This is a genomic window from Faecalibacterium sp. i25-0019-C1 (assembly GCF_042854225.1).
GTDB lineage: Bacteria > Bacillota > Clostridia > Oscillospirales > Ruminococcaceae > Faecalibacterium > Faecalibacterium taiwanense.
This window is the reverse complement of the sequence record NZ_AP031428.1, coordinates 2807465-2819883: the sequence shown is the minus strand read 5'-3', so window position 1 is coordinate 2819883 and position 12419 is coordinate 2807465. Positions and strand designations below refer to the sequence as shown.

7 protein-coding genes, 1 tRNA gene and 1 rRNA gene are annotated in these 12419 nt (G+C 55.1%); 7 read left to right on the top strand and 2 right to left on the bottom strand.

What is annotated here, in order from left to right; genetic code table 11:
* The first annotated feature begins 131 nt into the window (after positions 1-131).
* The 5 genes from ACGHUK_RS13880 (at position 132) to ACGHUK_RS13860 (ending at position 7203) form a co-directional block, all read left to right on the top strand.
* Positions 132-1049, top strand: coding sequence for a LysR family transcriptional regulator (locus ACGHUK_RS13880; protein ID WP_044953327.1), 918 nt, complete (start codon positions 132-134; stop codon positions 1047-1049).
* Positions 1050-1361: 312 nt separating this feature from the next.
* On the top strand, positions 1362-2861 hold the full coding sequence (locus ACGHUK_RS13875) for a carbon starvation protein A (RefSeq protein ID WP_097781033.1): 1500 nt from the start codon (positions 1362-1364) through the stop codon (positions 2859-2861).
* 429 nt (positions 2862-3290) lie between these two features.
* Entirely contained in the window at positions 3291-4796 is a 1506-nt protein-coding gene (locus ACGHUK_RS13870; protein WP_097774059.1) for a carbon starvation protein A, read from the top strand.
* 227 nt (positions 4797-5023) lie between these two features.
* The gene (locus ACGHUK_RS13865; RefSeq protein ID WP_390574531.1) at positions 5024-6046 is read left to right on the top strand and encodes an ATPase P; all 1023 of its coding nucleotides are present in this window, start codon (positions 5024-5026) and stop codon (positions 6044-6046) included.
* A 128-nt stretch (positions 6047-6174) separates the two neighbouring features.
* A complete protein-coding gene (locus tag ACGHUK_RS13860) occupies positions 6175-7203 on the top strand; it encodes an aldo/keto reductase (RefSeq protein WP_390574530.1) in 1029 nt (342 codons plus the stop codon).
* Between the two features lie 40 nt (positions 7204-7243).
* On the opposite strand, the gene ACGHUK_RS13855 is transcribed toward ACGHUK_RS13860, so the two are convergent.
* Entirely contained in the window at positions 7244-8608 is a 1365-nt protein-coding gene (locus ACGHUK_RS13855; protein WP_371288563.1) for an MATE family efflux transporter, read from the bottom strand.
* A gap of 161 nt (positions 8609-8769) precedes the next feature.
* Here ACGHUK_RS13855 and ACGHUK_RS13850 point away from each other — a divergent pair.
* Positions 8770-8846, top strand: a tRNA-Arg gene (locus ACGHUK_RS13850).
* Between the two features lie 363 nt (positions 8847-9209).
* Here ACGHUK_RS13850 and ACGHUK_RS13845 read toward each other — a convergent pair.
* A complete protein-coding gene (locus ACGHUK_RS13845; protein WP_044953371.1) occupies positions 9210-9986 on the bottom strand; it encodes a type III pantothenate kinase in 777 nt (258 codons plus the stop codon).
* Positions 9987-10643: 657 nt separating this feature from the next.
* Here ACGHUK_RS13845 and ACGHUK_RS13840 point away from each other — a divergent pair.
* Positions 10644-12154: ribosomal RNA gene (locus tag ACGHUK_RS13840) — 16S ribosomal RNA — on the top strand.
* Positions 12155-12419: the final 265 nt, after the last annotated feature.

The window sequence follows — 12419 nt, the reverse complement described above, 5'->3', positions numbered from 1 at the left end:
TAAACTCCTTTTTGTAAATACAGCATTTTTATTATAAAGCTCTGCGCGGGGCGCGTCAACCGCATTTGGCTTGACAGCCGGCCGCCCGGCTTGATAAAATAGGAATGATTTTTGGAACAGGGGGCAGTCACATGAATATTACGGAACTGCGTTATCTGGTGGCCATCCGCAAGTGGGGCTCCGTGAGCGCGGCGGCAAAGCAGCTGTATGCGGCCCAGCCCAATGTGAGCAAGGCGCTCAAGAATCTGGAAGAGGAATACGGCATCCGCATCTTTGAGCGCTCGTCCACCGGCATGATCCCCACCGAACAGGGACGGCATTTTATCCGGCAGGCAGAGCGGGTGCTGGACGAGGTGGACCGGCTGGATCTGGATGCCCGCAGCCGGCAGAGCAGCTGTGCGGAGCTGCGGGTGGTGCTGCCCCACGCCACCTACGCTTCCTACGCGACGGTGGATTTTTTGCAGCAGATGGCAGACAGCCAGCAGCTGCGGGTGCATATCCGGGAATCCGGCTCCATGGAAGCGCTGGACCATGTACTGCGGCGGGGCTATCATCTGGCCCTGCTGCGCTACGCGGAGGAGGATGAGGATTATTACCGCCGCTACTGCGACCGTCACGGCCTGCACCGGGAGCCGGTGATGGAGTTTGAATACCGGCTGCTGACCAACCGCGAAGGCCCGCTGGCAAAGTGCGAAGTGACCGACATCACCCAGCTGAACAGCTATATGGAAGTTCTGCACGGTGATTTCCAGCTGCCCGGCGGTGAGGACAGCGGCCTGCGCTGGCATACGAACCCGAACCGCCGCATCCATGTGTATGAGCGGTGCAGCCAGTTTTCCATCCTGCAGAACCTGCCCAATGCCTATATGTGGGCTTCGCCCATGCCAAAGCGGGCGCTGGAACAATACCATCTGGTGCTCAGGAAATGCCCGGCCCAGCGCCAGCGCATGAAGGATGTTCTGGTCTATCCGGACAGGGGGACCCTGCGCCCGGAAGAGCAGACCTTTGTGCAGCTGCTGCACAAGCAGGCGGCGCTGACCGTGAAATGACCGCCGAAACCGGTTAAGAACTGGCAAAACATCGGAATGCAGAAAAACCGGAAAGCAAAGGAATTTGGCCGACAGCCGCGGCGCTTTATGCGCTGCGGCTGTCTTTTTGCTGATAAATCGAGCGAAAAAGAGACGAAACATCGGTTAAAAAACTTTGCGGCTATATGGTCTTTGATATGCCCCCATACCAGAAGCATATTATCACTTTTATGAAAAATATGTTAACATAGACCCAGAAAGCTGGCCGGGATGAATGGAAAATATGGAAAATGCTTCCATAATTCCGGCACAAAGAAAAAGGAGGTTTCTGGTATGATCAGTTTCTTACTCTGTCTGGCGATCCTGATCGTGGGCTACTTTGTCTATGGTAAGATCGTGGACAACACCTTCGGCCCGGACGACCGTGAAACGCCTGCTGTGCGCATCAATGACGGTGTGGACTACGTTGTGATGCCCCAGTGGAAGCTGTTCCTCGTTCAGCTGCTGAACATCGCCGGCCTTGGCCCCATCTTTGGTGCCATGCAGGGCGCATTGTGGGGGCCTGTGGTGTTCCTGTGGATCACCTTCGGCACCATCTTTGCAGGCGGCGTGCACGACTACTTCTCCGGCATGATGAGCGAGCGCAACGACGGCGCTTCCATCGCCGAGATCACCGGCAAGTACTTAGGCCCTGTGATGCAGAACGTCATGCGCGTGTTCTCGGTGGTGCTGCTCATCATGGTGGGTACTGTGTTCGCGGTGGGTCCCGCAGGCCTGATCGTGGAGCTGTGCAGTCAGAGCGGCGCTTCCGGCGTGCTCACCTCGCTGCTGTTCTGGCTCATCATTATTCTGGTGTACTACTTTATTGCAACCTTTATCTCCATTGATGCCGTCATTGGCAAGATCTACCCCATCTTTGGCATCTGCCTGATCATCATGGCCATCGGTGTCATCTTCGGCATCTTCACCAATCCCGCCTACACCATCCCGGAGATCTGGGATCACTTTGGCAGCATGCATCCGTCGGGCACTCCCATCTGGAGCTTCATGTTCATCACCGTTGCCTGCGGTGCAATCTCCGGCTTCCACTCCACCCAGTCGCCCCTGATGGCCCGCTGCATGAAGAGTGAGAAGCAGGGCCACTTCGTGTTCTACGGCGCAATGGTCTGCGAGGGCGTTATCGCTCTGATCTGGGCCGCTGCTGGCTGCAGCCTGTACGAGGTGACCGGCGGCCTGAACACCGGTCTGGCCGAAGCACTGGCCATGGGCCAGTCCAAGGCTATTTATGATGTCTGCTCCAAGACCATGGGCGGCGTTGGCATTGCTCTGGCAATGATCGGCGTTGTCATCTGCCCCATCACCTCCGGCGATACCGCGTTCCGTTCCGCTCGTCTGACTCTGGCCGACTGGTTCAAGATCGATCAGGACAGCTACGCAAACCGCCTGAAGCTCTGTGTTCCTGTGCTGGGCGTTGGTGCTTTCCTGGGCATCGGCAACGCACTGGGCTTCATCAACTACACCGTGATCTGGCGCTACTTCAGCTGGACCAACCAGACGCTGGCCATGATCGTTCTGTGGGCTGCATCCATGTACCTGTTCAAGGAGAAGAAGAACTACTGGATCACCGCTGTGCCCGCTACCTTCATGAGCGCGGTCTCTTCCACCTACTTCATTCTGGCTCCCGAATGCCTGGGCGGCCTGCTGAACGCCAAGACCGCAGAAGGCGCAACCATCTACAACACCGCCGTTGCATACCCCATCGGCATCATCTTTGCCATTGCAATGCTGGCAGTCTTCCTCCACGCAACGAAGAAGGCAGCCCAGAAGGCATGACACGATATATACAAAGATATATACAAATGATCTGCTGAATAAGGCACCCTCCGCTGAAATGGCTCGGCGGAGGGTGCCTTGTATTTTGCGGCGTTTCAGGCAAAGAAATCACGATTTGCGGAGAAAATTGAAAACGATTGAGCAACTTGCACAAAAGCAGGCCAGAAAGTTTGGCAGCAGCGGCTTTGACCGGTTCCGGGAAAGGTCTTTGCCGGGGAATTAAGAAAATTTGTCGTGAACGCGATAAAAATTCTTTGCGGGTATTCCGCGGAAGCATCTTGCCATATACTTTTTGATATGGGAACCATACCAGAAAAATATTAACTGCTTTATGAAAAAAGTGTTAACATGAAGCCAGAGATTGGTCAGAGCCGCAGCTGGGCACGCAAAATGCTGGCTGTGGTTTGAATCAAAAAGGAGGTTTCTGGTATGATTAGTTTCTTACTCTGTCTGGCGCTCTTGATCATCGGCTACTTTGTCTATGGCAAGATCGTTGACAACACGTTCGGACCGGACGACCGCGAAACTCCTGCTGTGCGCATCAACGACGGCGTTGACTACGTTGTGATGCCCCAGTGGAAGCTGTTCCTCGTCCAGCTGCTGAACATTGCAGGTCTGGGCCCCATCTTTGGTGCACTGCAGGGTGCTCTGTGGGGTCCCGTGGTGTTCCTGTGGATCACCTTCGGCACCATCTTTGCAGGTGGTGTGCATGACTACTTCTCCGGTATGATGAGCGAGCGCAACGATGGCGCATCCATCGCTGAGGTCACCGGCAGATACCTCGGACCTGTCATGCAGAACATCATGCGTGTGTTCTCTGTTGTGCTGCTGATCATGGTTGGTACCGTGTTCGCAGTGGGCCCCGCAGGCCTGATCGTTACCCTGTGCAAGAACAGCGGCATGTCCGGTCTGCTGACCACCACCCTGTTCTGGCTGATCATCATTCTGGTGTACTACTTCATCGCAACCTTTATTTCCATTGATGCCATCATCGGTAAGATCTACCCCGTGTTCGGCATCTGCCTGATCATCATGGCTGTGGGCGTTATCTTCGGCATCTTTACCAACCCCGCCTACACCATCCCCGAGATCTGGGCAAACTTCGGCAACATGCATCCGTCGGGCACTCCCATTTGGAGCTTCATGTTCATCACCGTTGCCTGCGGCGCTATCTCCGGCTTCCACTCCACCCAGTCGCCTCTGATGGCTCGCTGCATGAAGAGTGAGAAGCAGGGCCACTTCGTGTTCTACGGCGCAATGGTCTGCGAGGGCGTCATCGCTCTGATCTGGGCCGCTGCCGGCTGCGCACTGTACACCATCACCGACGGCAAGATGGCTGGTCTGGCCGAGGCTCTGGCTGCTGGTCAGTCTGCTGCCATCTACGACGTGTGTGCAAAGACCATGGGCGGCGTTGGCATTGCTCTGGCAATGATCGGCGTTGTCATCTGCCCCGTCACCTCCGGCGATACCGCGTTCCGTTCCGCTCGTCTGACCCTGGCCGACTGGCTCAAGATCGATCAGGACAGCTACGCAAACCGCCTGAAGCTCTGCATCCCGGTTCTGGGCGTTGGTGCTTTCCTTGGCATCGGCAACGCACTGGGCTTCATCAACTACACCGTGATCTGGCGCTACTTCAGCTGGACCAACCAGACGCTGGCCATGATCGTTCTGTGGGCTGCATCCATGTACCTGTTCAAGGAGAAGAAGAACTACTGGATCACCGCTGTGCCCGCTACCTTCATGAGCGCTGTGTCCTGCACCTACTTCGTGCTGGCACCTGAGTGCCTGGGCAAGATGATCAATACTTACGCAGACGGCAAGCTGGTCGCTTACAACACTGCCGTTGCATACCCCATCGGCATCATCTTTGCAATCGCAATGCTGGCACTCTTCATCCATGCCACCAAGAAGCACACCGCTTCTCAGAAGGCATAAGGATGTCTGCCGCACCGCATAAGCCTTAAACTCTGACACCCCCGCCGCTGCACCCCGCAGTGACGGGGGTGTTTTGACATAACAGACAAACCTTTTGTGCAAATCTTAGCAGCAGAAGGGGTTGCATTTTGAGGGCTGCAGTGCGAAAATAGAACCGGTGATTTTATTTGGAATGGCTGCAGCATCTGCGGCTGGACCGGAAACTAACAGTAAAGAAGGGAACTTCCATGATCTTCAAACCTGCACAGCTGGGTATGGCAAAGCTTGATAATCAGGAGCTGGTGGAGGACAGAAAGTCCTGCAAAAAGATCGGCCCCTGCGGCGTTGGCAAAAAGGCGCTGTACCTCAACAGCTTTTACATCGACCGCCGCTATTATCTGCCCTACGGCAGCATCAGCCGCGTGTTCAAGCGGGTGGCTATGAGCTCCGGCGGCTTTACCGGCAAGGGCATGTTTGCCTCCATGGCCTACCTTGTGGTGGAGTACGATGGCGGCAAGCAGAAGCAGTGCAACTTCAAGGACGAGCGGGATGTGGACAAGCTGCTGGAGGTGCTGGCCAAAGAGCAGCCGCAGATCCATCTGCTCAGCGCAGCCGGTGAGCAGATGCTGCAGAAGAAGGAAGCCGAAAAGGCCTCCCGCAAGCTGCCGGAAAGCGAGCTGACCGACGATGCCCGTCACAGCATCACGGTGCTGCGCAGGGCAAAGGAATATCTGGAAGCAAAGCCGGAAATCGCCGATGAGCTGAGTGCAGCCGAGCGCCGCAAGCGTGCCCAGCTGCAGAGCAAGCCGGTGTACCGCTATGTGGCGCTGGCCATCTTTATCATGGGCATCGTCTCTGCGGCCTATGGCCTGTATGCCGTCACCACCCATACCGGCGGCTATGGCATCTACTTTGCGCTGTTCGGCTTTGCAGCCATCTTCCTGTTCTCCAGCTACAACATGCTGCCCACCGCCCACAACAACCACAGCGCCATCATGAAGCGGGCCGAGAAGGCCGAAGCTGCTATGGCAGAATACGTGAAGCACTACCCGAACGGTGCCTTCCCGGTGCCCAGCCATTACGCACATCCCATCGTGCTCAAGCAGATGGCCGATGCCATTGAAGAGGGCCGCGCCGTCACCGTGCCGGAGGCTTTGACTGCCGTGGAAAACCGCCTGAAGTCCCTGAACGCAGACGTGCAGGTGGAACAGGAGGAATACGACGAGGTGGTGGTCATCAAGGCGATGTTCCTGAACCACGATTATCAGTAAAAAGTAAGCAAAGAGGGCTTTTCCTTCGGGAAAGGCCCTTTTGCTTTGCCTAACTTCTTGCACAGCAGAATCGTTCGTTTTATAATGAAAAAGGAGAGTCTTTACACCCACGAGTGGAGGAAACAGCTATGGATATGGTCACCCTTGGCAGCACCGGCATCACGGTGAACAAAAATGGCTTTGGCGCACTGCCCATCCAGCGCATCTCGCAGGAAGATGCCGTCTATCTGGCCCGCAAGGCTTACAAGGCAGGCATCCGCTTTTTTGATACCGCCCGCGCCTACACCGACAGCGAGGTGAAGCTGGGCGAAGCCTTTGACGGCATCCGCACGGAAGTGTATATCGCCACCAAAACGGCAGCGCAGAACGCAGAGGACTTTTGGAAGGATCTGCACACCTCACTCACCAATCTGCGCACCGATTACATTGACCTGTACCAGTTCCACAATCCCGCATTCTGCCCGAAGCCCGGCGACGGCTCCGGCCTCTACGAGGCTATGCAGGAGGCCAAAACCAAGGGCATGATCCGGCATATCGGCATCACCAACCACCGCCTGAAGGTGGCCCACGAGGCCATTGACAGCGGTTTATACGAGACGCTGCAGTTCCCGTTCAGCTATATCTCCGGTGAGCAGGAGCTGGAATTGGTGAACAAGTGCAAGGCGGCAAATATGGGCTTTATCGCCATGAAGGGCCTGTCCGGTGGACTGATCACCAACAGCGCCGCAGCCTATGCCTTTGAGGCGCAGTTCGATGGAGTTCTGCCCATCTGGGGCGTGCAGCGTGAAAGGGAACTGGACGAGTTCCTCTCCTATATCGACAACCCGCCGCGCATGACCGACGACATCCGTGCCGTCATTGAGGGGGATCGTGCCGAGCTGTGCGGCGAGTTCTGCCGCGGCTGCGGCTATTGTATGCCCTGCCCGGCAGGCATCGAGATCAACAACTGCGCCCGCATGAGCCTGCTGCTGCGGCGTTCGCCCTCGGCAGAGCATCTCAGCCCCGCAGGTCAGGCCAAGATGAAAAAGATCGAGGGCTGCCTGCACTGCAACCGGTGCAAGGCCAGGTGCCCATATGGTCTGGATACCCCCGCCCTGCTGGCCCGCAACTATGAGGATTACAAGCGCGTTCTGGCCGGTGAAGTAAAAGTTCAGTAACACAAAAGCTCCTGCCCATTCAGACAGGAGCTTTTGTGCTTTATGCGGCAGCTTTTGGCTGCTCAAAAATCCTCATCGATTCCTTATAGCAGTGTGCGAAGTACACGATCTCGGCAAGGGCGGTCAGCGCCCAGCTGCAGGGGTACAGTGCGTACAGCGAGGGAATGGTGTGAAAGTGCGCGAAGATGGTGTATACCCAGATCACCCGGAACACGCAGGAACCCATTACCACAATAATGGTGGGCACCACAGTCTTGCCAAGTCCGCGGGAAGCGGCGATGGTGCAATCCATAAAGGCGGAGATGCAGTAGGCAAAGCCCATCACGCCCACGCGCTTCATGCCGGCATCAATGACGGCGCTCTCGGTGGTGAACAGGGCAAGGAAGGTGCGGCCAAAGAGGAACAGGCTTCCGCCCAGGATCAGGCCCACACCAAAGGAGTAGGCCAGACTGATGAAATAACTCTTCTTTACGCGGTCCGGCTTGCCAGCGCCGTAGTTCTGGCTCATAAAGCTTGCACAGGCCATATAGAATGCGGCCATGCAGTCGTAGATCATGGCATCGGCATTGGCGGCGGCGCTGTTGCCCTTGACCATGAGAGAGTCGAAGGAGTTGACCCCTGCCTGAATGAACAGGTTTGCAATGGCGAAAATGGCATTCTGGAAACCGGCCGGAAGACCAAGGCCCAGAATGCTCTTTGTTGTGGCGGGGTCCAGATGCAGCTTTTTGGTGTCCAGCACGTAGCAGTCCTGCACTTTGGTCAAAGCGTGCAGGATCAGCCCGGCCGAAACACACTGGGAGATGGCACTGGCCAGCGCCACGCCCACCACGCTCAGCTGGCACACGATGACAAAAAACAGGTTCAGTGCAATGTTCAGTGCGCCCGCAATGGACAGGTACATCAGCGGCTTTTTGGTGTCGCCGATGGCGCTGAACACAGCGTTGCCGAAGTTGTACAAGGCCAGAGCGGGCATACCAAGGAAGTACACCCGCAGGTACAGGATGGCACCGGGCAGCAGGTCGTCCTTGGTGTTCAGCAGCCGCAGCATGAAGGGGGAACCCAACAGGCCGACGAACAGCAGCACCACACCCGCGATCAGGCTGACGATGGCGGCGGAGTGGACAGTCTTTTCCACATCGTGCTCGTGCCGTGCACCGTAGAAGCGGGCCACCAGCACGTTGATGCCGCCGCTCAGGCCGATCAGGAAGCCGGTGAACAGGCTGACGAGGATGCTGGTGGAACCCACCGCGCCCAGCGCTGTAGAGCCTGCAAACCGGCCTACCACGGCCACGTCCGACATGTTGAACAGCACCTGCAGCAGGTTGGAAAGCGCCAGCGGCAGACTGACCAGAAAGATCTGTTTGGCCAGAGGGCCTTCGGTCAGTGTTTTGGTATTTGATTTCATGTTCTCTTTTTATCCTTTAACCTAAACCGTGCCCGCGCACACCGGGGCACACCCTCTATTATATGGGCCGCTGCGGCTTTTGCAAGATAGCATCGACATTTCATATTTGATTTTTTTGTGTGGCTGTGCTATACTACTTTACACCGATGAAATAAATATGTGCGATCGTAGCTCAGCTGGATAGAGCGTTCGGCTCCGACCCGGAAGGCCAGAGGTTCGAATCCTCCCGGTCGCACCAAGAATCCCCGACACACTTTCGTGTGCCGGGGATTCTTTTTGTGCGATCGGGAGGATTCGAACAGCAACGACGACGACCGCAGCCAGCGGCTGAAACAGGGAGGAGTTGTTGGGGCCGCGTTCTGATTTTTCAAAGCCCTGCCAAGGGGCTGCAGAAAAATCAGCAAACGCAACCCGTCAGGCCCTGCACAGCAGGGCAAGCAATCAGCCCAGCGGGCTGTTGCTTAGTGCGCGGTTGCCAACCTGTAGGAATGTCTAACAAGAGGACTACTGTTCATCCGGGGAAAAATCGAACTGTCCTGAAACCCGTAAAACACATCTGTGTTCTGGTTTTTCTTTTTTCAGTGCGCCGGGAGGGTTCGAGCTATCCTTTTTTGTTTTTCATCCAGATACGGTACAGCCCGTCTGTGATGAGGGTCTCCCGGTATAGAATGGGGGTGCAGCATGCTTCCCGGATGGGAATGGGCAGATTTCCGGTGGCGTAGAATGCTGTCTGCGGGCCAAGCTCTGCGCAGAAACGTTCCGCCAGACCGTCCAGCAGGCTGGCGGTGCCCAGTACAAAGCCGTTCTGCAGGCAGGAAGAGGTGCTCTTGCCCAGAATGGATGCAGGAGCCTTTGCGGCAAGGTCGATCTGCGGCAGCTGAGCGGTGTTCTTTACCAGTGCGCTCAGCGAGAGCTGCGGCCCGGGTAGGATCACCCCACCCACAAGCTCCTGCTTGGCATTGACTGCCATCATGGAGATAGCGGTATCGGCTGAGATCACTACCAGCGGCCCGGAACACTCTGCCAGTGCAGCAACAGCACCGCATAAAAGCTCGGCACCCAGCTGGGCGGGGTTGTCCAGCCGAAGCTTGATGCCGCTTTTTAGGCCGGGGCCGACCGTCAGGATGCGCGCATTGCAGAGGATACGCAAAGCGGAAAGAACCCGGCCGCTCAGCACGGGCACTACACTGCCCAGAATACCGCCTTCAATTTGTGCCGGCGAAGCACCGTGCAGAGAGAGCAGATTCACCAGACGGATGGCGTATTCGTCCACCGTTGCGGCGGTATCAGAGTGCAGCCGTCCACAAAAACGCAGAGTATCCTGCTCGTAGCCGCCCACGGTGATGTGGGTGTTGCCAATGTTGACGGTGAGTATCATAAACAAAGCCCTCCTCTGCAGCGCAATATAATGTATATATAATATAATAGCGCGCCCGCCGCGGATACTGACACAGGACATGGCGCTTCTCCCTTATAGAATAAGTATAGCTACCTTACACAGGATGCTGGGGGATGACTCCATAATACGTTTTGCCCGCCGCCTTGTCAAGAAAAAGGCACGTCCTGTAACGGGTGAAAAACAGGGAGATTCTTTATTCTGCAAAGAAATTGGAAAAAATCTGTCAAAAAGTGTTGACAAGGAGGCGGGGGTGTGGTATTATACTTGCGCGCCAAGTGCTGAGGCAAAAGAATGACTTCCGAAGCCTCAGCAGGAAGCCCTTGAAAAGAACCAATAGACGCAGAAAACACCAGCTGACACTGAGATGCTTGAAGCAGTCCAAGTTCAGAAAGTTCAAAAGCTTCTAAAAAATAAGGCTTGACAAAAAACCACTTCGGTGGTAAAATAAACAGGTCGTCAGCCGCAAGGCTGAGGCGCTACAGGACCTTGAAAATTGAACAATATCGAAAAACTTGTAAGGAACCTTTTAAGTGTTTGGAAAAACACTAAAAACAATTCCAAAAGTAATTCACACAGGACGCAAGCGATTGCGTGCTGAGCGAACAAGATTTAACACTTTTTAAGTGATAAATATCATTTATAAAGAGTTTGATCCTGGCTCAGGACGAACGCTGGCGGCGCGCCTAACACATGCAAGTCGAACGAGCGAGAGAGAGCTTGCTTTCTCGAGCGAGTGGCGAACGGGTGAGTAACGCGTGAGGAACCTGCCTCAAAGAGGGGGACAACAGTTGGAAACGACTGCTAATACCGCATAAGCCCACGGCTCGGCATCGAGCAGGGGGAAAAGGAGCAATCCGCTTTGAGATGGCCTCGCGTCCGATTAGCTAGTTGGTGAGGTAACGGCCCACCAAGGCGACGATCGGTAGCCGGACTGAGAGGTTGAACGGCCACATTGGGACTGAGACACGGCCCAGACTCCTACGGGAGGCAGCAGTGGGGAATATTGCACAATGGGGGAAACCCTGATGCAGCGACGCCGCGTGGAGGAAGAAGGTCTTCGGATTGTAAACTCCTGTTGTTGGGGAAGATAATGACGGTACCCAACAAGGAAGTGACGGCTAACTACGTGCCAGCAGCCGCGGTAAAACGTAGGTCACAAGCGTTGTCCGGAATTACTGGGTGTAAAGGGAGCGCAGGCGGGAAGACAAGTTGGAAGTGAAATCTATGGGCTCAACCCATAAACTGCTTTCAAAACTGTTTTTCTTGAGTAGTGCAGAGGTAGGCGGAATTCCCGGTGTAGCGGTGGAATGCGTAGATATCGGGAGGAACACCAGTGGCGAAGGCGGCCTACTGGGCACCAACTGACGCTGAGGCTCGAAAGTGTGGGTAGCAAACAGGATTAGATACCCTGGTAGTCCACACCGTAAACGATGATTACTAGGTGTTGGAGGATTGACCCCTTCAGTGCCGCAGTTAACACAATAAGTAATCCACCTGGGGAGTACGACCGCAAGGTTGAAACTCAAAGGAATTGACGGGGGCCCGCACAAGCAGTGGAGTATGTGGTTTAATTCGACGCAACGCGAAGAACCTTACCAAGTCTTGACATCCCTTGACAGACATAGAAATATGTAATCTCTTCGGAGCAAGGAGACAGGTGGTGCATGGTTGTCGTCAGCTCGTGTCGTGAGATGTTGGGTTAAGTCCCGCAACGAGCGCAACCCTTATGGTCAGTTACTACGCAAGAGGACTCTGGCCAGACTGCCGTTGACAAAACGGAGGAAGGTGGGGATGACGTCAAATCATCATGCCCTTTATGACTTGGGCTACACACGTACTACAATGGCGTTAAACAAAGAGAAGCAAGACCGCGAGGTGGAGCAAAACTCAGAAACAACGTCCCAGTTCGGACTGCAGGCTGCAACTCGCCTGCACGAAGTCGGAATTGCTAGTAATCGTGGATCAGCATGCCACGGTGAATACGTTCCCGGGCCTTGTACACACCGCCCGTCACACCATGAGAGCCGGGGGGACCCGAAGTCGGTAGTCTAACCGCAAGGAGGACGCCGCCGAAGGTAAAACTGGTGATTGGGGTGAAGTCGTAACAAGGTAGCCGTAGGAGAACCTGCGGCTGGATCACCTCCTTTCTAAGGAGTCAGGCGAAAGAGCGACATCGAAGATGGAGATCTTTCGGACAGGTAACAAACAAGCAGAGTAGATATTGTTCGATTTTGAGGGCCCTGAAAAGGGAACTCAAAGACGTACCTTGAAAACTGAATAATAACTGCGAAACAAAGATTATAGTAAGTTCTTTTTTAAGAAATATTACAATTTCAAAAGGAAGGGTAACAATAATCTTCGTTGGCAAGAGAGAATCAAGAGGATACCAAATGTTCCAAGAGAACGTTTGAA

Bases quoted from the DNA above. Each gene is read 5' to 3' on its own strand.
- ACGHUK_RS13845 (WP_044953371.1), bottom strand. From the start codon at position 9,986: ATGATACTCACCGTCAACATTGGCAACACCCACATCACCGTGGGCGGC.
- ACGHUK_RS13865 (WP_390574531.1), top strand. From the start codon at position 5,024: ATGATCTTCAAACCTGCACAGCTGGGTATGGCAAAGCTTGATAATCAG.
- ACGHUK_RS13875 (WP_097781033.1), top strand. From the start codon at position 1,362: ATGATCAGTTTCTTACTCTGTCTGGCGATCCTGATCGTGGGCTACTTT.
- ACGHUK_RS13860 (WP_390574530.1), top strand. From the start codon at position 6,175: ATGGATATGGTCACCCTTGGCAGCACCGGCATCACGGTGAACAAAAAT.
- ACGHUK_RS13855 (WP_371288563.1), bottom strand. From the start codon at position 8,608: ATGAAATCAAATACCAAAACACTGACCGAAGGCCCTCTGGCCAAACAG.
- ACGHUK_RS13880 (WP_044953327.1), top strand. From the start codon at position 132: ATGAATATTACGGAACTGCGTTATCTGGTGGCCATCCGCAAGTGGGGC.
- ACGHUK_RS13870 (WP_097774059.1), top strand. From the start codon at position 3,291: ATGATTAGTTTCTTACTCTGTCTGGCGCTCTTGATCATCGGCTACTTT.